The 23,183-nt window shown below is 67.4% G+C and carries 20 protein-coding genes; 5 read left to right on the forward strand and 15 right to left on the reverse strand.

What is annotated here, in order from left to right; genetic code table 11:
* Positions 1–146 precede the first annotated feature (146 nt).
* Positions 147–1,382, forward strand: coding sequence for a DUF222 domain-containing protein (locus ACJH6H_RS18345; RefSeq protein ID WP_406775519.1), 1,236 nt, complete (start codon positions 147–149; stop codon positions 1,380–1,382).
* Positions 1,383–1,496: 114 nt separating this feature from the next.
* Here ACJH6H_RS18345 and ACJH6H_RS18350 read toward each other — a convergent pair whose 3' ends face one another.
* Both ACJH6H_RS18350 and glmS read right to left on the reverse strand, forming a co-directional pair.
* Positions 1,497–2,642: a GGDEF domain-containing protein gene (locus ACJH6H_RS18350; protein WP_406775520.1), complete on the reverse strand. Its 1,146-nt coding sequence runs from the start codon at positions 2,640–2,642 to the stop codon at positions 1,497–1,499.
* Positions 2,643–2,805: 163 nt separating this feature from the next.
* Positions 2,806–4,674 (reverse strand): glutamine--fructose-6-phosphate transaminase (isomerizing), encoded by a 1,869-nt coding sequence (gene glmS, locus ACJH6H_RS18355; RefSeq protein ID WP_406775521.1) that lies wholly within the window; start codon positions 4,672–4,674, stop codon positions 2,806–2,808.
* Between the two features lie 85 nt (positions 4,675–4,759).
* Between glmS and ACJH6H_RS18360 the strand changes: the two genes are divergently transcribed.
* Positions 4,760–5,611, forward strand: a complete 852-nt coding sequence (locus ACJH6H_RS18360; protein WP_406775522.1) for a dienelactone hydrolase family protein — start codon at positions 4,760–4,762, stop codon at positions 5,609–5,611.
* Here ACJH6H_RS18360 and ACJH6H_RS18365 read toward each other — a convergent pair.
* The 3 genes from ACJH6H_RS18365 to ACJH6H_RS18375 form a co-directional block, all read right to left on the reverse strand.
* Positions 5,608–5,865 (reverse strand): Rho termination factor N-terminal domain-containing protein, encoded by a 258-nt coding sequence (locus ACJH6H_RS18365; RefSeq protein ID WP_406775523.1) that lies wholly within the window; start codon positions 5,863–5,865, stop codon positions 5,608–5,610. The two genes, ACJH6H_RS18360 and ACJH6H_RS18365, sit on opposite strands and share 4 nt — an antisense overlap.
* A 74-nt stretch (positions 5,866–5,939) precedes the next feature.
* The gene (locus ACJH6H_RS18370) at positions 5,940–7,412 is read right to left on the reverse strand and encodes a hypothetical protein (RefSeq protein ID WP_406775524.1); all 1,473 of its coding nucleotides are present in this window, start codon (positions 7,410–7,412) and stop codon (positions 5,940–5,942) included.
* A complete protein-coding gene (locus tag ACJH6H_RS18375) occupies positions 7,412–7,714 on the reverse strand; it encodes a type VII secretion target (RefSeq protein ID WP_406775525.1) in 303 nt (100 codons plus the stop codon). Before ACJH6H_RS18375 ends, ACJH6H_RS18370 begins: the two co-directional genes overlap by 1 nt.
* A 111-nt stretch (positions 7,715–7,825) precedes the next feature.
* On the opposite strand from ACJH6H_RS18375, the gene ACJH6H_RS18380 reads away from it, so the two are divergent.
* Positions 7,826–8,401: an exonuclease domain-containing protein gene (locus ACJH6H_RS18380; protein ID WP_406775526.1), complete on the forward strand. Its 576-nt coding sequence runs from the start codon at positions 7,826–7,828 to the stop codon at positions 8,399–8,401.
* 11 nt (positions 8,402–8,412) lie between these two features.
* Here ACJH6H_RS18380 and ACJH6H_RS18385 read toward each other — a convergent pair whose 3' ends face one another.
* From ACJH6H_RS18385 to ACJH6H_RS18430, 10 genes are all read right to left on the reverse strand, one after another.
* Positions 8,413–10,242 carry a DUF294 nucleotidyltransferase-like domain-containing protein gene (locus tag ACJH6H_RS18385; protein ID WP_406775527.1) on the reverse strand — a complete coding sequence of 610 codons (1,830 nt, stop codon included), beginning with the start codon at positions 10,240–10,242 and terminating at the stop codon, positions 8,413–8,415.
* Between the two features lie 19 nt (positions 10,243–10,261).
* The gene (locus ACJH6H_RS18390) at positions 10,262–11,848 is read right to left on the reverse strand and encodes a GMC family oxidoreductase (RefSeq protein ID WP_406775528.1); all 1,587 of its coding nucleotides are present in this window, start codon (positions 11,846–11,848) and stop codon (positions 10,262–10,264) included.
* A 51-nt stretch (positions 11,849–11,899) separates the two neighbouring features.
* A complete protein-coding gene (locus tag ACJH6H_RS18395) occupies positions 11,900–13,420 on the reverse strand; it encodes an APC family permease (protein WP_406775529.1) in 1,521 nt (506 codons plus the stop codon).
* A 12-nt stretch (positions 13,421–13,432) separates the two neighbouring features.
* Positions 13,433–14,935: an aldehyde dehydrogenase family protein gene (locus ACJH6H_RS18400; RefSeq protein WP_406775530.1), complete on the reverse strand. Its 1,503-nt coding sequence runs from the start codon at positions 14,933–14,935 to the stop codon at positions 13,433–13,435.
* Positions 14,936–15,080: 145 nt separating this feature from the next.
* The gene (locus tag ACJH6H_RS18405; protein ID WP_406775531.1) at positions 15,081–16,208 is read right to left on the reverse strand and encodes an aromatic ring-hydroxylating dioxygenase subunit alpha; all 1,128 of its coding nucleotides are present in this window, start codon (positions 16,206–16,208) and stop codon (positions 15,081–15,083) included.
* A gap of 55 nt (positions 16,209–16,263) precedes the next feature.
* On the reverse strand, positions 16,264–17,463 hold the full coding sequence (locus ACJH6H_RS18410; RefSeq protein WP_082761841.1) for an NAD(P)/FAD-dependent oxidoreductase: 1,200 nt from the start codon (positions 17,461–17,463) through the stop codon (positions 16,264–16,266).
* Positions 17,463–17,819, reverse strand: coding sequence for a bifunctional 3-phenylpropionate/cinnamic acid dioxygenase ferredoxin subunit (locus ACJH6H_RS18415; protein WP_061007193.1), 357 nt, complete (start codon positions 17,817–17,819; stop codon positions 17,463–17,465). The genes ACJH6H_RS18410 and ACJH6H_RS18415 overlap by 1 nt, the downstream gene beginning before the upstream one ends.
* 359 nt (positions 17,820–18,178) lie before the next feature.
* Complete coding sequence (locus ACJH6H_RS18420; RefSeq protein WP_204158611.1) at positions 18,179–18,961, reverse strand: IclR family transcriptional regulator; 783 nt, start codon at positions 18,959–18,961, stop codon at positions 18,179–18,181.
* A gap of 52 nt (positions 18,962–19,013) precedes the next feature.
* Complete coding sequence (locus tag ACJH6H_RS18425) at positions 19,014–19,691, reverse strand: GntR family transcriptional regulator (RefSeq protein WP_061007194.1); 678 nt, start codon at positions 19,689–19,691, stop codon at positions 19,014–19,016.
* A 137-nt stretch (positions 19,692–19,828) separates the two neighbouring features.
* Positions 19,829–20,509, reverse strand: a complete 681-nt coding sequence (locus ACJH6H_RS18430) for a GntR family transcriptional regulator (protein WP_061007195.1) — start codon at positions 20,507–20,509, stop codon at positions 19,829–19,831.
* A 117-nt stretch (positions 20,510–20,626) separates the two neighbouring features.
* Between ACJH6H_RS18430 and glyA the strand changes: the two genes are divergently transcribed.
* The gene (gene glyA, locus ACJH6H_RS18435; protein ID WP_061007196.1) at positions 20,627–21,943 is read left to right on the forward strand and encodes a serine hydroxymethyltransferase; all 1,317 of its coding nucleotides are present in this window, start codon (positions 20,627–20,629) and stop codon (positions 21,941–21,943) included.
* The gene (locus ACJH6H_RS18440; RefSeq protein ID WP_406775532.1) at positions 21,940–23,178 is read left to right on the forward strand and encodes a sarcosine oxidase subunit beta family protein; all 1,239 of its coding nucleotides are present in this window, start codon (positions 21,940–21,942) and stop codon (positions 23,176–23,178) included. The genes glyA and ACJH6H_RS18440 overlap by 4 nt, the downstream gene beginning before the upstream one ends.
* The last annotated feature ends 5 nt before the right edge of the window (positions 23,179–23,183 follow it).

Here is a 23,183-nt window from a genome sequence, read left to right on the forward strand (position 1 = left end):
CGGTTCGCGATGCGCTAGGCAGTTGCAAGGCTCGGTCTTGAGGAGCCACCACCTGCCTTCACCAAGATCAGCGCAACTGTCACCGATGTCCTGATGTAGGCCGAAAAACCCCTTGTCATTCGAACGTGTGTTCGATAAAATTAAGCATGGGACTCACACCGGATCTCACCACCAGCCTCGACACCCTCCGCGGCGTGCAGGTCCCCGACGACATGTCCAGGGACGACGCGGTGGCGGCGATGACGTGCGTGATGAAACTGCGCGGTGTGGCCGATCATCTGGCGGCGATGCTGACCGGGGTGCTGGACCGCTGCGGTGCGGCCGCCGCGCAGGGGCGGACGCCGAGGGAGTTGTTGATGGCGTTGGGGTGTGCGCCGTCGGTCGCGCAGCGGCTGGTCCGGGTCGGCGCCGCGTTACCGGTGTTGCCGACCCTGGCAGCGCATGCCGCTGATGGGGCGATCTCCGGGGAGCATGTCGATGCGATCGTCAAAGGCATCAACCACATTCAAGCCCGCACACCCGGTGAAGTAGACGAGGAGGCCCGGTTCGCGCAGGTGACCGATCTGTTGGGGCAGTTCTTCTCCGGCGCCACCCCCGCCGACATCGACAAACGCGCCCGCCGGCTGGGCAACCGGGTCGCCGCCGAAGGTGGCCTGCCGGCGTCCGAGGACCGGTCCATCAACACCGCCGACCACCGCATCACCAGCGACGGCCGCGTCCAGATCCGCGCGGACCTGGACGCCGAAGTCGGCGCCAAATACATCGCGGCGATCGAACAAGGGGCGGCGCCGCGACCCGAACCTGACGGCAGCCCCGACACCCGCGCAGCGGGTCGGCGCCGCGCTGATGCCCTGGAAGCGGTGCTAGATATCGCCGCCCGCGGCGGGGACGTCGCCTCGGCCCCGCGCACCCAACTGCTGATCACCGTGCCCGCCGACACCCCCGATTTGGCGGCGTTGGAATTCATCGGGTCGATCAGCACCATGACCCTGGACCGACTCACCTGCGACACCACCGTCACCACCATGATCGTCGACGGCGAACGCGTACCCCTGGACATGGGCCGGGAGAAACGCCTGTTCCCGGCCCACCTACGCAAAGCGCTCTATCACCGCGATGAATGCTGCATCAAATGCGGCGCCCCACCAGGACGCACCCACGCCCACCACATCATCCACTGGACCCACCACGGTGAGACATCACTAGCCAACGGCTGCCTGCTGTGCCCGGCCTGCCACGCCAACGTGCACCACGACGGCTGGGACGTGGTCATGGGCCTGGACAAGCACCCCTGGCTCATCCCACCCGCGACCGTCGACCCACAAAGAAGACCCGTCCCCGCCTACAACCGCCGCACCATGCGCCTCGACAAGGCCGCCTAACACGCAAAGCATTGCGCACCTTGACAACTCAACAGTGACAACGGCAAACACGGGCCTGCTGCCTCAACAGCGGCATGGGAGCAGCAGGCCCGCACCCGGAGGGTCGCGAACAGTTCACCGCGACGTCCGCACCGCGTCGGACATCGGCGGCAGGTAGCTGACGGCGTTGCCGCCGCCACGCTTGGCCACGAACATCGCCTCGTCCGCGCGGGTGACCAGATCGCCGAGCAGTTCCGCGTGATCGCAGCCGGATTCGGCGAAGTGTGTAATCGCCGCGGCGGTAATCCCGATGCTCGCCGTGATCGGTGCGTGGTCGTCGCGGCCGCACAACGCGACCCGGATCCGGTCGGCCACGGCCACCCAGTCGCCCGGTTGCAGGACGTCGACGACGACGAACTCCTCGCCCCCGACGCGCGCCACGAGCGCACCGCCGTGCACGGCGGACTCCAGTCGCCGCGCGCAGCGGACCAGTACCTCGTCGCCGACGCTGTGGCCGAACCGATCGTTGACGATTTTGAACCTGTCGAGGTCGATCACGATGACGACGACGTCGGCCGCGCGCTTGCGATGGCCGCGCAGCAGGTCGTCGATGTGGAGATTGAGGCCGCGGCGGTTCAGCAATCCGGTCAGCGGGTCATTCGAGGCCTCGTTGGCCTCGTTGCGCAGGGCCCAGATGCCGAAGTGCGCGGCTATCGGCGCGACCGCGAGTGCCCCGCCGGACAACAGCTTCACGAACGCCAGCACCGGATCGCCACCGCCGATGATCGCGATCTCGACAGACATCGCCGCAATCGACGACACCGCCCAGAAGCTATGCACAGCAAGAGCTTTCGGCCCATCGAAGAAGATGATGTAGAACGACACCAGCAGCAACGCACTCAGCCCGAACATGCCGGACAGCACCTTCTGGTTCACCACGGTGACCACGGTGACGCCGACGTCGACGTTGATGAGGAACGCGTGCGACAACCGGTACGACGGCCACGGCCGCAGCCACCACACCCAACTCCACACGTACATCGCGGTGATGAACACGATGGACACGGCCCGCACGGCCACACCCGCGGGCGCGTCACCGGACCACTGGGCAATCATGACGATCAGGCCGACCATGCCGACGCCGAGCCCGACGAGGAACTGGATCAGCCCGGTCAGCGAACGCTTGGCGAAGTACTCGACCTGCGCGTCGTAGTCGGTCGGCGTGTGCCACCATTCGCGGACCATCCGGACCGTCGCGTGACGCGCAGCAGCATCAAGCAACAATCCACGGCCCTCACAATGGACACCTTCGGCTGACCCTCAACCCGCAGCCAACCATTTTTCACAGCTAATATTTCAGTCGAATATATAGATGTGGTTGACCTGCGATTTCCCATGCTAGAGCACAGGCATGGTTGATGCCAGCGAACGAGCCAACGCGAAGCTATTCGACAGTGACCGACTTCGCCAGGTTCCGCGGCTTGTCCACGTCGTATCCGCGCTCGCGGGCCACCGAAGCAGCGAACACCTGCAGCGGGATGGTCGACAGCAAGGGCTGGAACAGAGTCGAGGTCGTCGGCAACTCGAAGATGTAGTCCGCGTACGGGCGCACCGTCTCGTCGCCTTCCTCGGCGATGACGATGGTGACCGCACCACGGGCCTGGATCTCGCGGATGTTGCTCAGCAGCTTGGCGTGCAGCATCGACGAGCCCTTGGGCGACGGCATCACCACGATCACCGGCAGGTCGTCGTCGATCAGCGCGATGGGACCGTGTTTGAGCTCGCCGGCGGCAAAGCCCTCGGCATGCATGTACGCCAGCTCCTTGAGCTTGAGCGCACCCTCGAGCGCGACCGGGTAGCCCACATGCCGCCCCAGGAACAGCACCGTCGGCGACTGCGCGAACTGCTTGCCGAGGCCCGCGATCGGCTCCAGCCGCTCGAGCACCTGCTCGACCAACGCCGGCATGGCCTCCAACTCGCGGTACTCGCGCGCGACCTCGTCCGGGTACTTGGTGCCGCGCGCCTGCGCCAGCGCCAGACCCACCAGGTAGTTGGCAGCCACCTGGGCCAGGAACGTCTTGGTCGCGGCGACACCGATCTCCGGCCCGGCCCGCGTGTAGAGCACGGCGTCGGCCTCGCGCGGAATCTGCGAGCCGTTGGTGTTGCAGATGGCCAGCACCTTGGCCTTCTGGCCCTTGGCGTGCCGGACGGCCTCCAGGGTGTCGGCGGTCTCGCCGGACTGCGAGATGGCGATCACCAGCGTGCTGCGGTCCAGCACCGGGTCGCGGTACCGGAACTCGCTGGCCAGCTCGACCTCGACAGGCAGCCGGGTCCAGTGCTCGATGGCGTACTTGGCGAGCAGACCCGAGTGGTACGCGGTACCGCAGGCGACGATGAAGACCTTGTCGACGTCGCGCAGCTCCTGGTCGGACAGCCGCTGCTCGTCGAGGACGATCTTGCCGTCGACGAAGTGGCCGAGCAGCGTGTCGGAGACGGCCGCGGGCTGCTCGGCGATCTCCTTGTACATGAAGTAGTCGTAGCCACCCTTTTCGGCGGCCGACAGGTCCCAGTCGATGTGGAACGGGCGCGCGCGGTCGGACGCGTCGTTGCCGTCGAAGTCCAAAACCTGGTAGCCGTCCGCGGTGATCACCACGGCCTGGTCCTGCCCGAGTTCGACGGCGTCGCGCGTGTACTCGATGAAGGCCGCGACATCGGAGCCGACGAACATCTCGCCGTCGCCAACCCCGACCACCAACGGTGTGGACCGGCGGGCGGCGATGATGGTGCCCGGGTCGTCGGCGTTGCTGAACACCAGCGTGAAGTGGCCTTCCAGCCGGCGAAGCACCGCCAGCACCGAAGCGACGAAGTCGCCGGCCGTCGGCCCGTTCCGGTAGGCCTGCGCCACCAGGTGGACGGCAACCTCGGAGTCGGTGTCGCTCTGGAACTCGACGCCGGCGGCCTCCAGCTCGGCGCGCAACCCGGCGAAGTTCTCGATGATGCCGTTGTGGACCACCGCGAGCTTGCCGCTGGCATCACTGTGCGGATGCGCGTTGCGGTCGGTGGGACGCCCGTGGGTCGCCCAGCGGGTGTGCCCCATGCCGGTGGTGCCTTCGAGCTCGGCGGCATCGGTTTCGGCCAGCGCCTCTTCGAGATTGGCCAGTCGGCCGGCGCGCCGCCGGATGGTCAGACCCCCGTGGCCATCAGCCAGAGCGACACCGGACGAGTCGTAGCCGCGGTATTCCATCCGTCTCAGCGCGTCGACCACGATGTCGCGGGCCGGCCGTTGCCCGACATAGCCGACGATTCCACACATGGTTATCCAGGGTAGTGCAGCCGCCCGGGTGCCGGACCGTGCATGCGTGACGCGCAAACCAGGGCCACTGCGCTAACGTCATCGCGTGGCCAAGACGAAGAAGCTCTTCGGCGCTCTGACGCGCCGCGGCCCGCACCGCGTTCTGCGTGGTGACCTGGGTTTTGCCGGCCTGCCGGGCACTGTCTACACCCCCGAGTCGGGATTGAATCTGCCCGGCGTGGCATTCGGCCACGACTGGTTGCAGGGTGTCGGACGTTACAACGGCACGCTCGAGCATCTGGCATCGTGGGGCATCGTCGCGGCCGCGCCCAACACCGAGACCGGCATCGCGCCGTCGGTGCTGAACCTGGCGTACGACCTGGGCACCACCCTCGACATCATCACCGGAGTCCGGCTCGGCCCCGGCAAGATCAGCGTGCACCCAACCAAGCTGGGCCTGGTCGGGCACGGTTTCGGGGCATCGGCGGCGATCTTCACCGCCGCGGGCCTGGGCTCGTCGGCCAACCCGCTGAAGGCGGTGGCCGCGGTGTTCCCGACCGCGAGCAAGCCCGACGCTGATCAGCCCGCAGCCGGTCTGCGGGTTCCCGGGCTGATCCTCAATGCGCCGGGCGCCGAACTGACCATCCAGTCCAACGCCACCGAGCTGGCCGCCGCGTGGCGGAACTCGACGGTGCGGACCGTCGCCAAGGCGGTCCCGGGCGGGCTGGCCGAGGGCTTCCGGCTGTCCAAACTGGTCGGGATGCCCGGTGCGGATCGTCGGACCCAGAAGACGGTGCGCGCCCTGCTGACCGGCTACCTGCTGTTCCAGCTGACCGGCGACAAGACCTACAAGGATTTCGCCGACGCCGACGTGGTGCTGCCCAAGACGGTAGCCGCCGATCCCGACGCCGAGAGCCCGGCTCTGGAAGACAAGGTCGCCGCCCTGCTGAAGGGCTAGTGGTTGCGCAGTGCGCTGATCAAGTCGTCCTTCTTCAGTGACGAATACCCCGTCAGACCCAGCTCTTTGGCGCGCTTCTTCAGGTCCTGCACCGTCCAGTCGTCATAGGAACCGGACTTCCCGCCTTTGCGGCCGACGGAAGAACCGCCGCGGGCGGCCGCAGCATTCGAGATTCGCGCCGCCTTTTCTTTCGAGTCGCCCTGCTTGCGCAGTTCTTCGTACATCTTCTCGTTCTTGATCGAGGAATTGGGCACGGCCGTGGCTCCTTCGCTGTGAATCGCACAGGCAGAATGCCCTGACCGCACGCGGTTGAAACGCCGCGACAGATTCACTCGCCCACTTGAGGCAACTCGTCGGCTGCGATCTCGCACGGTGTCTTGGCTGTCGGGTTCTCCTGTCCGGCAACAGGTTCGGTGGGCAGCGAGACCGGCGCCGGCGGCGGGGTGGGCGCCGGGGGCGGGTTGGGTGCCGGTGGCACCTGCTGCGGGTCGACGGGAGGCTGCGCGACTGCCGGTTCGCCTGTGTCCGCGGCCATCTCGTCGGTGCTTTCGTCCCCGCTGTCGGCGTCCTCGTCGGCTTCGTCGGCTTTGTCGTGTTTGTCGTCGGCTTCGTCGTCAGCTTCGTCGTCAGCTTGGTCGTCGTGTTCGTCCTCGCCGGAGGTCCCGTCGTCCTTGTCGCCCAGACCGAGGTCGTCGGCGAGACTGTCGTTGACGTCGTCGAGCCTGTCCAGTCCCGATGCGCCGGGCGCCAGACCCGCCATCGAGCCCAGCGCTCCCCCGATGGCATCGGTCAGCTGCCGACCCAAACCGCCGATACCCGAACCCAATCCGAGATCTCCGGACGGACCGGCCGCGGCCGGGTTTGCGGCGGCAGCACCGAGCGCCGGTTCCGGAACTCCGGGTGCACCGGTCGACGGTGCCGAGGCGGTTTCGGCAGACACCGGTGGAGCGGACGGCGCCGCAACAGGTTCGGCAGGCACCGGCGGGGCCGACGGAGCAGCCGGAGCCGACGGCGTCCACCCGGCCGCGGTACCCAACGTCGCGAAGGGCGCAGCCGCCGCGGCCTGATACGCCGGCGCGCCCGGCAACTCCGGCACGGGCGACGACGAATGCGGCGTCCAATCGGGCGTCAGCACGACTGGCACCGCGAACGACACCGCTGCCGGCGTGACCGCCGCGATGGCCGAATCGTAGGCCGCCGCAACGGCATCGGCGGAATCGTGCAAAGCGGGCAGCAGGTCCCCCGACACCGCGCGAAGGACGAAGGGCTTGAGTTGCTGGTCGACGATCTCGCTGGCGGCCGACAGGTCGCCGGCCCCAGCAAGGACGACGCGGGCAGCCGCGCTCCACTGGTCACGGTGTTCGCCAGCCGCCGCATCGGCCCGCAATACCGCGTCGACCTTCGCGTCGACGGCGCGCCACAATTCGTCCCGCAGCGTCGTCAGTGCCTGCGCGCTCCGCTGCAGATGCACGACCACATCCTCGGCCGCCACGGTCAGGGTGCGCAGAAACCCGCCGGCGGCGTCCCCGCCGGTGCCCGACCACTGCGCCGTCAGTTCCCGATAACCGTTGCCCTGCAACCGCAGTGCGTCCTGCGCGACCACCACCGCAGCGTCAAGTGAGCGGGCGTCCGCAGCCAGCGCGTCGAGGTTCAGCCCACTCTCGGCGTAATACAACTGCGCCAACGGCCCCGGAGACGGCAGGCCCAACACCTGGCATGCCGTCACGTACTCGTCGAGGATCGTCACGGCGCCGTCGCCTTCGGAGAGCCGCCCGGCAACATCGAACGCGTCCGCCATCATCAGACCAACCGGCCGGCGAGGTCGGCGTCGACGTCCTCGTAGCGCCCTGACGAAACCCGCAGTGCCGCTGCGGCTTCCGTCGACGCGGACGCCCACGCCCGAAGCTGGGCCGCCGACTGATCCAGCGCGGCGCGCAAGGCGGCCGCACGGGCGGCATGGTCACTCCCGCCGCAGAACCCGTCGAAGTACCACCGCAGCAGCGGCGCGACCGCGGTGCCGAGCATGTCGGCGACCGATTCGCACCGCTGCGCGATGTCCCGCACTGCCGAGAGGTCTATCCGAGCGACGTCACGTTCTCCCATGCCTTGCTATGACGCACGGCGCGGACGTTCGGTTCCATCGAAGCTGAAAATATCCTGTGGCCACCCGCCAAAACGCCATCCGCGGACGGCTGCCGGCACTAGCCTTCAACGATGCAACCGCTGGTCTTCCTGGATACGGAGACCACCGGCCTACACGCCGACCGGCAACCCTGGGAAATTGCCATGCTCCGGCGCGACGATGCCGGTGAATCCCGCATCGTGCTGTACATCGATCTGGCCGATCTCGATCTCGACGCGGCCGAACCCGCGGGCCTGCGGATCAGCCGGTTCTCCAGTCGCCACCCTCAGGTCGTGTACGGGCCCATCGACCTTCCGTCGGTGCACCGCGAACACGAAGCCGCGGAAATCGTTCGCGAGTGGACCATGGACGCCACCATCGTCGGCGTGGTGCCCAGCTTCGATACGCAGTGTCTGTGCGCCATGCTGGCGCGCCATCAGCTGACACCGGGCTGGAGCCCCAAGCTCGTCGACGTCATCTCGCTGGCCGCCCGGTACGTCCTCGACTACGGGCGTACCCCGGAACGCGACTCGACACAGCTGTCCCGGCAGTGCGGAGTCCGGCCGCCAGGCGCCGGCCTCCGGCACACCGCGCTCGGCGATGCACGGTGGGCCATGCGCTGGTACGACCAGTTGTCCACCCGTCTGATGTCGCGACTGGCCCAGTAGGACAAGCGGTCTCAGCGTAATCCCGGATGCGTGCCCGATTGCCGTGCCCGCCGCTGGACCGCGGCGATCTCGCGCAGCCCGTCACCGAGCAGGCTGCGGTTGAGCGGGGACAGATCCCCCACCGTGATCACGTCGTTCGGCGTACGGCCGTCGGCGATCAGTTCGACCTGATGCGCCAACCGCATTCGTTGCAGCATGACGAAAACCTCGGTGAGGGTTCGGGAGTCGCGCTCGGTCAGCGCTCCGGTGCTGGCCGCCGCCGCCAGCCGGGCCGGAGTCGAGGCCGAGGTCATGTCGGCGGTGAGGCCGCCCCACCGGGCCAGGTTGACGATCGGCGTCACCGCATGCGTCTTCAGGTCGAAGGTGCCGCCGCGCCGCGAGAGCACATCGCGCAGCGACCACGTGCGCACCTTGCCCGACAGGGCATCGAGGAGTTGCAGGCGGAGTGCGTTCGGATGTTCGTCACGCATCCGGTGGAACACCGTGGGCACGGTGTGCAGCGCCCGGTTCCCCCACACGACGCGACCGTCGATCAGCAGTGAGGACAGGATCAAACCCTTGCCGCGCAAGGGATCATCGAGCCACCCCTCGGCGGCCTGTGCCCAGTCGGAGGCCGACCGCGCGAACGCCTTGTGCGATGCGACAGCACCGTTGCTGTCGGCGGGCAGTCCGCAGCCGTCGAGGATGGCGTGCGCGCGGGCCGCGATGGCACGCAACTGCGCGCATTCGGCATCGCAGCTGTCGGCCCAGCTGAGCGCGCTGTCCACGTCAGAGGACGGCATGGCCTCCCGGCGGGCGATGCTGCCGAGGGTGAGCCAGGCGAACTGGTCTTGCGTCGGCCCGGGTCCCGCTTCGGCCAGGGCGAGCTCCAATGCCTTGCGCACCAACGCATCCAGCACGATCGAGGCGATGCTGCTGGCGGCCGATGCCTTCGTGCCGGTGCGGAACAGCTCGACTGCGATGCGGGTCACCTCGCGACCGTGCCGCTGCAGCGCAGCCGCATCAGGTGCCTGCGCGATGGCCCGGCGCAACACGAAGCTCTGGCGGGCCGAGGCGGCCAGCAGATCGACGTCCTCCAGGACGCCCAGCACCTCACCGCGCGGCGACAGCACCGGCATGTGGCGCATGCCGCGCTCCAGCATGTCCAACAGCACGGTCTCGGCAGTGCGATCGGCGGTCACCGTCTGGGCGGGCGCGCTCATCACCTCGGAGATCGGGACGTCGACCGGCAGCCCCGCAGCGACCACGCGAGACCGAAGGTCACGATCGGTGAAGATGCCGACACCACCCTCACGCAGCCGGATCAGTGCGTAGGACACCCGCTGCTCGCTCATCTGCACGACGGCGTCGCGAACCGACACCCCGGGCTCGACGATCAGCACGGTGCCGTGCACCAGGTCGCCGACGGGCCGCGAATCGCCGGCGGTGATCAGCTGCGACTGCGACGACGGTGTGGCCGACAACGCCAGGAACCGCAGCCCAGCCGGTTTGGCGAACTGGGCCCGCACGAGCTCACCGGGCAGCCGGATGACGGTGGCGGGTTCCGTTGTGCGAGCCAGGAATTCGATACCGCCACCGGTCAGCATCGGCACGTAACCGAAGATTCCGCCGGGCTCGATGGTGTCGAACACCTGCCCGTCGCCCACCTCCTGGAGATTCACCGAACCGGTCAAGACCATCCAGATGTCATCGGGGACCTGGCGGGAGAAGTCCGCGATCACGGTGCCGGCGCGGTAGTGCTCCAGCGACGAGGCGGCGACGAGGTCGTTCAGTTCGGTGTCACTCGCCGTCTGAAACGGCGGGCGCGAACCGAGGAAGTTCACCAGCTCCGGAGAGGTCACCCCGCCATCGTGCCCTACTTCAGCCGTTGCGAATGAGGTCGGCGCATTTCTCGGCCATCGTCATCACCGTGATGTTGGGGTTGACCACCGGCAACTTCGGCATCGCCGAGGCGTCGACCACCCGCAGGTTGCGCACACCCTTGACGCGCAGCTGTGGGTCGAGCACGGCCATCGGATCGTCGACCGCGCCCATCCGCGCCGTGCCGGCCGGGTGGTACACCGTGTTGTGCGTCTTGTAGATGTACGCGAGCAACTCCTCGTCGGTCTGCGCATCCGGCCCGGGCGCGAGCTCACGGCCGATCCACTCCTGCAAGGGCTCCTGCTCGGCGATCTTGCGGGCCAGCTTGATGCCGGCCAGCATCACCTTCTCGTCGTGCCCCTCGGGGTCGGTGAAATAGCGCGGGTCGACCTTCGCCCGATCCCGGAAATCGCGAGACGCCAACCGCACGGTTCCGCGCGAACGGCCTTGCGTCACATTGGGAGTCAGGCAGAAGCCGTTGTCGGTGGTGGGGTACCCGTGTCGCAGGGTGTTCATGTCGAACGGGACGCTGCCGTAATGCATCATCAGGTCGGAGTGATCGGGGTTGTCGCCGGCGACCTCGGTGGTCGCGAAAAGCCCGATCTCCCACCACTGCGTGGATTCGGTGACCATCGGCTTTGCCGCTTCCCAGAACACCAGGCCCTCGACGTGGTCGTCGAGGTTCTCGCCGACACCGGGCGAGTCGACCCGCACCGGCACCCCGACCTCGTTCAGGTGCTCGGCGGGCCCGATTCCGGACAGCATCAGCAGTTTCGGGGTGTCGATGGCGCCGGCCGTGACGACCACCTCGCGGCTGGCGGTGACGACGTCGTAGCCGGTGAGGTCCGGACGCTGGTACCGCACGCCCGTCGCCACCGGCTCGTCACCGGAATCGTCGAACAGAATCTCGGCCACCCAGCAGTCGGTCAGCACCGTGAGATTGGGGCGCGAATCCAGGATCGGATGCAGATACGCGTGCGAGCTGGACATCCGCTCGCCGGCCTCGTTGGCGTTGATCTGCAGCCAGCCCGCCGCGTTGAGGGTCCAGTCGCCGCGGTTGAACTGCACCGTTTCCAGACCGACCTTGGCCGCGGAGTCGATCACCGCCTGGCCGCACGGATCGTTCGGCGGCACGTCGCGCAGCCGGACTGGACCCGAATCACCGTGCGGCACACCCTGATACGTGCCGGTAGCGGTGTTGTTCTCCACCTTCGCGGTGAACGGCAGCACATCCTCCGGACCCCACCCGGTCGCGCCCATGGCCACCCAGTCCCGCAGGCCCTGGGCGAGCGGCCAGAAGGCGATACAGGAATTGTGCGACGAACAACCGCCGAGCACCTTCGCCCGCGCGTGCCGCATGAAGCTGTTGCCCTTCTCCTGTGGCTCCACCGGGTAGTCCCAGTCGTAGCCGGAGTCCAGCAGGTGCATCCACTCCGACAACTCGAGGATGTTGCGGTCGTCCACATCCGACGGCCCGGCCTCCACCAGACAGACGGTGACGTTCGGGTCCTCGGACAGCCGCGCCGCGAGGACACAACCGGCAGTGCCGCCCCCGGCGATCACGTAGTCGTAGGTCTGATCGGACATGATGCGCACTCCTCGAAAAGTGGTCAGGCAGAACGAAATCAGCTCAGCGGGTCATTCGCCGGTGAGCGCCGAATGGGAGGCCAGGGTGCCAATGTGGTTGCGGCCCTTGACGAAATACCACAGCAGGCCGAGCCCGAGGATGACGCCGATGTAGACGAACGCGCCCCAGGTGTTGTACCACGGGTCACCGTAGATCGCGACGCGTGGCCACGCCAGGTTGACGGCCATCCCGACGCCCCACAGCACCGCGAAGATGTTGACCGGCAGGCCCCACTTGCCCATCGTGAAGTAGCCGCCCTCCTTGAGATCTTTCGGCGGCCACTCCCCTTGCAGGCGCTTCTTGAGCAGCGGGCCGGTGACCATCAGGTAGGCCAGGTAGATCATGATGATCGCGATCGAGGTCAGCACGGTGAAAACCTTTGGCTGCCCGAGGTTGATCACGAGGATCAGCGCCGCGATGATGCCGATCACGACAGCGGGCACGACGGGTGCCTGGGTCTTGGGATGCACCTTGGCGAGCTTCTCGCCGAACGGCAGCGCGTTGTCGCGGGCCATGGCGAACGTCAACCGGATGGCCGCGGTGTGCACGGCCAGCGAGCACACCGTCACCGCGACCACGATGCAGATCAGGAAGATGGTGCCCAACGGGCCCCACATCACCTTCTCGACGATGGACTGCAGGCTGCCGTCGGGGCTACCCAGCGCCGGGTCGCTGAGGTCCGGCGTGGCCATGATGGCGCCAGCCAGGATGGCGCCGCCGATCACGAACGAGGCCAGGATCGCACGCAGGATGGCCTTGGGCGCGGTGCGCCTGGGCTCGACCGTTTCCTCGCCGAGCGAGCTTGCCGTGTCGAACCCGTACATCACGTACAGCGATGCCACCGAGGCCACCAGGAACGCGCCGAAATATCCGCCGGGCAGTCCCGCGCCATGGCCCTGGGTGTCGAAGAAGACACTCGGCCCGCGCTTGATGTTGAACAGCAGGATGACCGCAATGAGCACTGCCGCAATGAGTTCGATGAAAACACCGGCGCTGTTGATCATCGCCATCAGCCGCACGCCGAAGGCATTGACCACGGTGGTGAACACGATGAGGACGGTGCCGAGCAGGATGGCGTTGGCGGCGAAATCGTACTGACCGGTGCCGTCGCCGATCACCTGGAAGCCGCTCCAGAGTCGCGGCAGGTTCAGCTGTAGGGCCAACACCACCGCCGACAGGGTGACGATGGAAGCCGTCAGCATCAGCCACCCCGAACTCCAGCCCACGATGCGGCTGCCCAGCTTCTTCGACCAGTTGTAGACGGAACCCGCGACCGGATACTTGGCGGCGAGTTCCATGAAACACAACGCCACCGCCATCTGCCCGATGAAGACCATGGGCCAGGACCAGAGATACGCCGGTCCGCCGTTGCCGTAGCCGACGTAGAACAGCTGGAAGGTACCGGTCAGGATGGAGATGTAACTGACACCGGCCGCAAAGCTCGCGAATTTTCCGATGCTGCGGTCCAGCGATTCCTTGTAGCCGAAGTCTTCGAGTCCGCCGCTGTCCGCGTCGGCCAGGTTCTGAGTCATGATGGTGTGTCCTTAACCTTCATTGGCAGTGTTGAACCAGCCGGCCGGCGTTGGCGCGGTGTTGTGCCAGATGTGTTTGAGTTCTTGATATTCCGCGAGACCCGAGGGACCGAGCTCGCGGCCGTTGCCCGACTTCCCGAAACCGCCCCACTCCGCGGCCGCGGTGTAGTAGCCGAAGTCGTTCAACCACACCGTGCCGTGCCGCAGTGCGCGCACCACACGTTCGCCTCGCGCTGGATCGGAAGTTCGCACTCCCGCCGCGAGACCGTACTGCGTGTCGTTGCCGAGCCTGATCGCCTCGGCCTCGTCTGTGAATCGCTCCACCGTCATGATCGGCCCGAAGGTCTCCTCCGTGACGATCCGCATCGACCGGTCGCACCGGTCGAAGATCGTCGGCAGGAAGAAGTAGCCGTCCGCCAGCGCCGGATCGCTGGGCCGGGTTCCGCCGGTGATGAGCTTCGCACCCTCAGAAATACCCAGGGCCACAAAGGATTCGATTTTTTCCAACTGTTGCTTGGAGACCAGCGGGCCGGTCTCGCTACGCGGGTCGGTACCGTCGCCCATCCGGATCTTCTCGGCGCGCTCGGCGAGCTGAGCGACGAAATCGTCGGCGATCGACTCCTCGACGATCACCCGCGTGCCTGACGAACACACCTGACCCGAGTGCAGGAACACACCGGTGAGGACCTGGTCCACGGCGGCGTCCCAGGCCTCTCCCCCTCCGATATCGGCGAACACGATGTGCGGGTTCTTCCCGCCGAGTTCCAGCGCCACCTTGGTCACGTGCGCGGCGGCGGTCCTGGCGATGTGCTGCCCGGTGCTGAGCCCGCCGGTGAACGAGATGAGGTCGACGTCGGGGTTGTCGGTGAGGGCCGCGCCGACGGCGGCCCCACTGCCCTGGATCAGGTTGAGCACGCCCGGCGGCACGCCCGCTTCCTGAGCCAGCCGGACGAAGGCGATGGTCGAAAGCGGTGTCACCTCACTGGGTTTGGCCACCATGGTGCACCCGGCCGCCAGGGCCGGCGCGATCTTCCACGAGATCTGCAGGAGCGGGTAGTTCCACGGGGCGATCAGCACGCACACCCCGATGGGCTCGTGCACCACCCGGCTGATGACCGTCGGGTCGCCCACGTCGACAAGCCGGTCGGACTGCGTCGCCACCAGGCGCGCGTAGTAGCGGAACACCGAGATCACGTCGTCGATATCGATCCGGCTCTCCGCCAAGGTTTTTCCGGTGTCGGCGGTCTCCAGTGCCGCGAGCGACTCCTTGTCGCGGGCCAGCAGGTCGGCGATGCGCTCGAGCAGCGCGGTCCTCTCGGCGACCGGTGTGGCCGGCCAGTCACCGGCGTCGAAGGCGGCGCGGGCCGCGGCGACTGCCGCCAGCGCATCGTCGTGCGTGGCCTCGTCGACCGTGGCGAAAACCTTGCCCATTGCGGGATTGATGATGTCCCGGGTACCGCCGTCGGCGGCATGCCGCCACTCCGATCCGATCAGCAGATCAGGTGCACCGTCCACGTTGCCTCCTCGACTAACGGTCACAGTTGTGGTGGTGTCCCGGTCCACCGGGGCCGCCTCTCCAGCCGGCCCAGCGGACCGGGACACCGCGCCGACTCCGCGAGTATTCGGCGCCCGGCCGGTTGCCGGGAGCCGAATGCCCACATCAGTCGGCGAGCTTGTTGCGCAACCAGTCATGGAATTCGCCGAGGTGGTGTTCGCTCGGCACCAACACCCCGCCGTCGCGGTAGACGCGCGAATTCATGGCGGGCTGGCAGCGCTCGCACGCGTCGAAGTCCTGCTGGTTGACCCGGTGGAAAAGCTCCACCGACTTGCTCACGTCGCGCCCCGAATCGACGACGCCGGGCAGGTACAACCAGTCGCATTCGACGATGGTGTGGTCGGCCGCCATCGGGAACATGCGGTGGATGATGACGTGGTCGGGCACCAGGTTGACGAACACCTGCGGACGTACCGTGATCGCGTAGTAGCGCCGGTCCTGGTCCGGGGTGACGCCGGGGATGTGCTCGAAACCCTCTGAGCCATCGATGGTGAAGCCCTCGACCTCTTCGCCGAACTCCGCGCCGTGGCCGACGTAGTACTGGGCGGCGTAGCCGTCGGCGAACTCGGGCAGCACCTCGGTCAGTTCCGGATGGATCGTGGCGCAGTGGTAGCACTCCATGAAGTTCTCGATGATGAGCTTCCAGTTCGCCTTGACGTCGTAGACGATGCGGCGTCCGAGGCTCAGATCGGCCACCGTGTAGTGGTCGATCGATTCGACGTCGCCGAGCCGGGCGACGATGTCCTGCATGACGGTGTCTTCGAACGACGGCGGCTCGTCGGCCAGGCACACCCAGACGTAGCCGAGCCACTCCCGGACCGAGATCTTGCGCAGGCCGTACTCGACGCGGTCGATGTCGGGCATCTTGGTCAGGTTCGGTGCCGCGATGAGCTTGCCGTCGAGATCGTAAGTCCATGCGTGGTAAGGACATTGGAACGCACGCTTGACCTCGCCACTGTCCTCGGTGCACAGCCGCGCGCCGCGATGCCGGCACAGGTTGAAGAACGCGTTGATATCGCCCTTGCGGGACCTGGTCACCAAAACGCTTTCGCGACCGACCTGGACGGTCTTGAATGCGCCGGGCTTGTCCAGATCCGCGGCGCGCACAACGCAGAACCACATGGTCTCGAAGATCTTCTCCTGCTCGAGGGCGAAGACCTCCGGATCGGTGTAGTAATGCCCTGCCAGAGTGGAAATGAGGCTTCCAGGCAGGTTCGGCACGGTGGCGGTCATCGAGCTCCTTTGCGGTGTCTTGTCGTGATTTTTATTGGGCTGCAACAACTTCGGCCTAGACCGCAGTGGGTGTCGGGACCAGCTGGCGGCGCCACCGGGTGAAGAGCCGGGGCTGGTCGATACCGAGGACCGCGACCAGGCGGCCATCGCGCCGATAGGTGGCGAGCAGGCAGCGCTCCTCGCAGCTGCCCTCCTCGATGGTGATCTCGTCATCGGGACGGGCGAGGCCGGCGAACTGAATGCGGGAGCCGTACTGGTCGGACCAGAAGTACGGCGGCTTCACCGTCGACTCCTGACGGAGGCCACCGGCCAGCAGGGCGGCGACCGCCATCGCGGGACGCTCCAGCGCACCGGTCCAGTGTTCGACCCGGTGGTGGGTGTCGGTGGCGGCGTCGAGCCAGGCCGCGCAGTCACCGACGGCGACGACGTTCGGCAGGGCCGTCTGCCCATGCGTGCCGCACAGCACGCCGTTGCCGAGCTCCAGTCCACTGCCCTGCAGCCAGTCGATGTTCGGCACACCGCCGATACCGACGACGACGACGTCGGCCGGCAGGTGGCGTCCGTCGGTGAGGTCGACGCCGGCGACCCGCCGCACGCCGTCGGGTGCACGCAGTGCGCGCTCCTCGCCGACGAGCCCGGCGACGCCCACCCCGCAGATCAGCGTCGTGCCGTTGGCGGTGTGGGCGCCGGCGACGACACCACCGAGCCAGCTACCGAGCTGCATCTGCAGCGGTGCCGGAGCGGCTTCGACGACGGTGACGTCGAGGCCCAGTTTGCGCGCCGTCGAGGCGACTTCGGCGCCGATGAACCCGGCGCCGATGACCACCAGCCGAGCGCCCGGCACCAGTTCGGCACGCAACGCGACGGCGTCGTCGATGGTGCGGATGACGTGGACGCCGGCCATGCCCGCACAGCCGGGCCAGCGGCGGGCGCGGGAACCGGTCGCGATCACCACGCCGTCGGCGTCGATGCGTGTCCCGTCCGCGAGTTCGATTGCACCACAACGACTGTCGAGCCTGGCCGCGGCGGCACCCAGGCGCCAGTCCGCCTGCAGATCGTCGTCGTCGGATTCGAGGGCGAGGTCGGCTTCGGAGACGTTGCCGCAGAGGAACTCCTTCGACAGCGGCGGGCGGTCGTAGGGCCGCTGCGCCTCGTCGCCGATGACGGTCAGCCGCCCATCGAAGCCCTGTGCCCGCAATGCCCTCGCGGCGGACAGGCCCGCGAGTGACGCACCCACGATCGCGACGTGCTTCATCACTGCCCCGCGCCGAGTCGAGCCCGGATGTCGGGCGGCAGGTTGGGTTTCTCGGTGCTGAGTTCGACGTGGATGACGCCGTCGGTGATCACCACGGCGTGCGTGCGGACCGGCAGCTTGGCAGGCGGCGCGTCGACCGCTCCGGTGCGGAGGTTGAACCGCGAGGCGTGCAGCGGGCACTCGACGTCACACCCTTCCAGCCAGCCGTCGGCCAGCGAGGCGTCCTGGTGCGAACAGGTGTCGTCGATGGCGAACACCTCGCCGTCCTCGGTGTGGAACACCGCGATGGGCGGGTCGGTGTCCACCCGCCGGGCCTCGCCGGGCGGGAGTTCGGAGAGCGGACAGATCTCGAGCATCAGGTGGGTTGCCCTCTCGGTGAGTTTGAAGCGCTATACGCAACGCAATTCGCATTATGCAACAGTGTGGCGACAGTCACATACCCGTGTCAAGGGGTGGATGGCACCGTTTACACAGCCGGAACAACTGCCTCGGCGGACCCGAAAGCCCAGGTCAGTCGGACGCGCGGCGAGTCGACGCCATGTTGTGCGGCAGCTTCGCCACGTCGACGCCATTCGCACCACCAGCGCTGCGGGGGCATCGACTTGAGGTTCGCCACCGGGCACGGGAATCACCGATGGCGAACCGTTGATATATTAGATCGCGCTGATCTGATATGCAGCGCGAATCGGCGAATTGCCCGATAGGGCGTGCGCAGTCAGCCCCGGTAGCCCATCCGGCGGCTGACATCGTCGGCCGCCGAGACCACCGCCGGTGCGATCTCCTGCACCCGTTCGACAGTGAGCCGATACGCCGGGCCGGAGACACTGAGAGCGGCGATCACCCCGCCGAGGTGATCGCGAATCGGCGCGGCAACCGCGTTGAGGCCATGCTCGAGCTCTTCCAGCGACACCACGTAGCCGGTGCGGGGCACGTCCTGCAGCTGCGCTTCCAGGCGCTCGACAGATGTGATGGTGTGCTCGGTGAACCGCCGCAGCCCGGCCTCCGCCAACAGATCCCGGCGGGCATCCGCGGACATGAAGGCCAGCAACACCTTTCCGCTCGACGTCGCGTGCAACGGGGTGAGCTCACCTACCCAGTTGTGCGTGCTGATCGCGGCGGGCCCGCGCGCCTGGTCCACGTTCACCGCGTACTCGGACCGCAGCACGGCGATGTTGACGGTCTCCCCGACCTCGAGCGCCAGGCGCTCGCAGATCTCCCGGCCCTGCCGGGTGACGTCGAGCCGGCCGGACACCGCGTTGGCCAGCCGCAGGATGCCGAATCCGAGGCGATACTTGCCGCGCTCGAAAGCCTGCTCGACGAGTTCACGATCCTCGAGGGCCGCAAGCAGGCGCGACACCGTCGATTTGTGCACCCCGATGTCCGATGCCAGCTCGGTGACGCCGGCTTCGCCGCGGCGTGCGAGGAGCTCCAGGATGTACAGCGCGCGGTCGACGGACTGCACGCCGCCATTGCCGGAATCAACGCCGTTGTTGCTCATTACGCAACGATAACCACATTGCGATGCGGTTGGTCGCCTTCGTCGGCTGCCGTCAGACGATCGCGCGGATCGCTTTCTCGAATCCGGTGACGTGATCGAGCGCTATCTGCGCGGCAGCGTCGCCATCGCCGCCGGCGATGGTCCGCAACAGCTCGGCGTGCTCGCCCACGTGGCGGGCCACGGTCGGCATCCGGTCGAGGAACAGGCAGAAGATCCGGGTCGCCAGATTGTCGTACCGGACCAGCACGTCCTCGAGGTGCGGGTTTCCGGCAGCCCGGTAGATCGCGCGGTGCGCGCGCAGGTCCCACCTCATGAGTTCGTCGCGTTGGATGTTCTCGACATCGAGCGCTTCGGTGCGGTCGGCCAGTGCGAGCAGGCCCGCACGCACGTCGGGCGAGGCGTTCTCGGCGGCAGCGCGCGCGGCGACGGGCTCGAGATTGACCCGAATCTGCGAGATGTGCCGGAGGTCGGCGACGTCGACCCCCGTAGCAAAAGTGCCCCGACGGGGAAACGAGACCACCAGCCGGTCGGCTTCCAGGCGCTTCAGCGCCTCGCGCACGGGAGTGCGGCCCAGCTCGAGCTCGGCGGCCAGCTCGTTTTCCACGATAGCTTCGTTGGGACGGATGTCCAGCATGATGAGCTTGTCGCGGATCACGAGGTACGCCCGGTCGGCAAACGACATCTCCTCGGAGACAACGTCATCGAGCTGTTCCACTCCCGCAACGCTCATGCCCGCCCCGCCTTCCCGACGTCACCGGCAACCCCGACCGGCAACTGATCTGATCTGGTCAGGCCAATGATATATCAGGACGGGCGGTCTCCTGGCCGGCTCGGTTGGCGAGCCGTCGGCCACGAGCTACCGAGAACTCACAGCAACGCGCGAATGGCAGCCTCGAAGCCGCAGACATGGGCCAGCGTCAGGGCCGCCGCCGTGGCCTCGTCGCCCTCGACGATGGCCTCCAGCAGCTCGGCATGTTCACGGACGTGACCGGCGACGTCCGGCAACCGATCGAGGAACATGCACCAGATCCGGGTGGCATGCGCGTCGAGACTGACGAGGATCTGTTCCAGGTGCGGATTGCCCGAGGCCCGGTAGATCTCGCGGTGCACATGGACGTCGTGACGCAGGACCTCGCGGGAGTCGTCGGCGTCCTCGATCCCGGAGATCGCCCGCGCCAGTGCCGCCAGCCGGGCCCGGGTGTCGGCAGTCGCAACCCGGGCCGCACGGGCGGCCGCCGTCGGCTCGAGCAGCTTGCGAATCTCCGAGATGTCGGCCAGGTCGGTCATGTCGACGGCGGTGGCGAACGTGCCCCGGCGCGGATAGGCGACGACGAGGCGGTCGCGCTCGAGCCGTTTGAGGGCCTCCCGCACCGGAGTACGGCCGAAGCCCAGGTCAGCCGCCAGGCGGTCGTCGTTGATGGGCTCTCCCGGCCGGATGTCCAGCATGACCAGACGTTCGCGCACGATGTCGTAGGCGCGGTCGGCATTGGTCTCGGTGACAGCCGCCGGGCTGTCGAGATCGCCGAACGACAACTCCGTCAGGGTCATCGTCACTCCTCCAGAAGTATCTGCGGCCCAGCTATTGACGCCGCCACGAGCTGATCTTAATCTAACCTACAGCTGATATATTAGTCCATCACACACTGCAATGTCAGAAAGGTCCAGATGACCCTCGACACCGCACCGGCGGCCACGAACCCCACGCTGAACGTCAGCCTCGCCGACCTGGATCCCGAAGTGCACCAGGCCATCGCCGCCGAACTGCACCGTCAGCAGAGCACGCTGGAGATGATCGCGAGCGAGAACTTCGCGCCGGTCGCGGTGATGCAGGCGCAGGGCTCGGTGCTGACCAATAAATACGCCGAGGGCTACCCCGGCCGCCGGTACTACGGCGGCTGCGAATTCGTCGACGTCACCGAGCAACTCGCCATCGACCGGGTCAAGAGCCTGTTCGGCGCCGAATACGCCAACGTACAACCACATTCGGGGGCGCAGGCCAACGCCGCGGCCATGTCGGCGCTGCTCTCCCCCGGCGACACCATCCTGGGTCTCGATCTGGCGCACGGCGGCCACCTCACGCACGGCATGAAGCTCAACTTCTCCGGCAAGCTGTACGACGTCGCCGCCTACCACGTCGGCGAAGGCGACCACCGGATCGACATGGCCGAGGTCGAGCGCATCGCCCGCGAGCGCCGGCCGAAGCTCATCCTGGCCGGCTGGTCCGCCTACCCGCGGCAGCTCGATTTCGCCGAATTCCGGCGCATCGCAGACGAAGTCGGCGCGTACCTGATGGTCGACATGGCCCATTTCGCGGGCCTGGTCGCGGCCGGCCTGCACCCCTCCCCCGTGCCGCACGCGCATGTGGTCACCTCGACCACGCACAAGACACTGGGCGGCCCCCGCGGCGGCATCATCCTGACGAACGACCAGGCGCTGGCCAAGAAGTTCAACTCGTCAGTGTTCCCCGGTCAGCAGGGCGGGCCGCTCGAACACGTCATTGCCGCCAAGGCCGTGTCGTTCAAGCTCGCCGCCACCCCGGAGTTCCGGGAGCGGCAGCAGCGCACCCTGGACGGCGCCGCGATACTGGCCGCGCGCCTGCTGCAAGAGGATTCACGCGCGGCGGGCATCAACGTGGTGTCCGGCGGCACCGACGTCCACCTGGTGCTGGTCGACCTGCGGGAGTCCGAATTGGACGGCAAGCAGGCCGAGGACCGGCTGCACCGCGTGGGAATCACCGTGAACCGCAACGCCGTTCCCTTCGACCCACGGCCACCGATGGTCAGCTCGGGCGTGCGCATCGGCACCGCGGCGCTGGCGACCCGCGGCTTCGACCTGGACAGCTTCCACGAGGTCGCTGACGTCATCAGCCATGCGCTGCGGCCCGATGCCGACGACGCCGACCTCGACGGGCTGCGCGCCCGGGTGGACGTGCTGGCCGACCGCTTCCCGCTCTACCCCGACCTCACGGAGGCCTCGCTGTGACCGCACCGACGACCCCACCGGGTGCACATCTGCCCGATCACCCCGAATTCCTCTGGCGCACACCGGAACCCAAGAAGACGTACGACGTCGTCATCGTCGGCGGCGGCGGCCACGGCCTGGCCACCGCGCACTACCTGGCCAAGAACCACGGCATCACCAACGTCGCAGTACTGGAACGCGGCTGGCTGGCCGGCGGCAACATGGCCCGCAACACCACGCTGATCCGGTCCAACTACCTGTGGGACGAGAGCGCCCAGATTTACGAGCACGCCCTCAAGCTGTGGGAAGGGCTCGAGGAGGACCTGGACTACCCCATCCTGTTCAGCCAGCGCGGTGTGCTCAACCTGGCGCACAGCCTGCAGGACGTCCGCGACAGCGTGCGGCGCGTCGAGGCCAACAAGCTCAACGGCATCGACGCCGAGTGGGTGGAACCCAAAGAGGTCAAGGACCTGTGCCCGATCGTCAACATTTCCAGTGACATTCGCTATCCGGTGCTGGGTGCCACCTATCAGCCCCGCGCCGGCATCGCCAAGCACGACTACGTCGCGTGGGGCTTCGCGCGCCGCGCCGACGAGGCCGGCATCGACATCATCCAGAACTGCGAGGTCACCGGATTCGTCACCGACGGCGACCGGGTCACCGGGGTGCGCACCACGCGCGGCGACATCGGCGCCGGACAGGTGGCGCTGTGCGCGGCCGGGCACACCTCGACGTTGACCGACATGCTCGGCATCCGCACGCCGCTGCAGAGCCACCCGCTGCAGGCGCTGGTATCCGAACTGCTCGAGCCGGTGCATCCCACCATCGTCATGTCGAACGCGGTGCACGTGTACGTATCTCAGGCCCACAAGGGCGAACTCGTGATGGGCGCCGGCGTCGACTCCTACAACGGCTACGGCCAGCGCGGCGCGTTCCACATCATCGAACGCCAGATGGCCGCCGCGGTGGAACTGTTCCCGGTCTTCGCCCGCGCGCACCTGCTGCGTACCTGGGCGGGCATCGTCGACGTCTGCCCCGACGCATCACCGATCGTCGGCCGCGTCGGCTACGACAACCTGTACCTCAACGCCGGTTGGGGCACAGGCGGTTTCAAAGTGACGCCCGGCATCGGCTGGTGCCTGGCCGACACCATCGCCACCGGCCGCGAACACGACTACGTCGCCCCCTTCAGCCTCGACCGGTTCGTCACCGGAGCCCTGGTCGACGAACACGGCGCCGCCGGCGTGGCGCACTAGAAACC

It is taken from the genome of Mycobacterium sp. SMC-21 (genome assembly GCF_045310825.1).
Lineage (GTDB): Bacteria > Actinomycetota > Actinomycetes > Mycobacteriales > Mycobacteriaceae > Mycobacterium.

Bases quoted from the DNA above. Each gene is read 5' to 3' on its own strand.
- ACJH6H_RS18415 (WP_061007193.1), bottom strand. From the start codon at position 17,819: ATGCTCGAGATCTGTCCGCTCTCCGAACTCCCGCCCGGCGAGGCCCGG.
- ACJH6H_RS18425 (WP_061007194.1), bottom strand. From the start codon at position 19,691: ATGAGCGTTGCGGGAGTGGAACAGCTCGATGACGTTGTCTCCGAGGAG.
- ACJH6H_RS18405 (WP_406775531.1), bottom strand. From the start codon at position 16,208: ATGACCGCCACCGTGCCGAACCTGCCTGGAAGCCTCATTTCCACTCTG.
- ACJH6H_RS18390 (WP_406775528.1), bottom strand. From the start codon at position 11,848: ATGTCCGATCAGACCTACGACTACGTGATCGCCGGGGGCGGCACTGCC.
- ACJH6H_RS18395 (WP_406775529.1), bottom strand. From the start codon at position 13,420: ATGACTCAGAACCTGGCCGACGCGGACAGCGGCGGACTCGAAGACTTC.
- ACJH6H_RS18420 (WP_204158611.1), bottom strand. From the start codon at position 18,961: ATGAGCAACAACGGCGTTGATTCCGGCAATGGCGGCGTGCAGTCCGTC.
- ACJH6H_RS18380 (WP_406775526.1), top strand. From the start codon at position 7,826: ATGCAACCGCTGGTCTTCCTGGATACGGAGACCACCGGCCTACACGCC.
- ACJH6H_RS18370 (WP_406775524.1), bottom strand. From the start codon at position 7,412: ATGATGGCGGACGCGTTCGATGTTGCCGGGCGGCTCTCCGAAGGCGAC.
- ACJH6H_RS18410 (WP_082761841.1), bottom strand. From the start codon at position 17,463: ATGAAGCACGTCGCGATCGTGGGTGCGTCACTCGCGGGCCTGTCCGCC.
- ACJH6H_RS18430 (WP_061007195.1), bottom strand. From the start codon at position 20,509: ATGACCCTGACGGAGTTGTCGTTCGGCGATCTCGACAGCCCGGCGGCT.
- ACJH6H_RS18375 (WP_406775525.1), bottom strand. From the start codon at position 7,714: ATGGGAGAACGTGACGTCGCTCGGATAGACCTCTCGGCAGTGCGGGAC.
- glmS (WP_406775521.1), bottom strand. From the start codon at position 4,674: ATGTGTGGAATCGTCGGCTATGTCGGGCAACGGCCGGCCCGCGACATC.
- ACJH6H_RS18345 (WP_406775519.1), top strand. From the start codon at position 147: ATGGGACTCACACCGGATCTCACCACCAGCCTCGACACCCTCCGCGGC.
- glyA (WP_061007196.1), top strand. From the start codon at position 20,627: ATGACCCTCGACACCGCACCGGCGGCCACGAACCCCACGCTGAACGTC.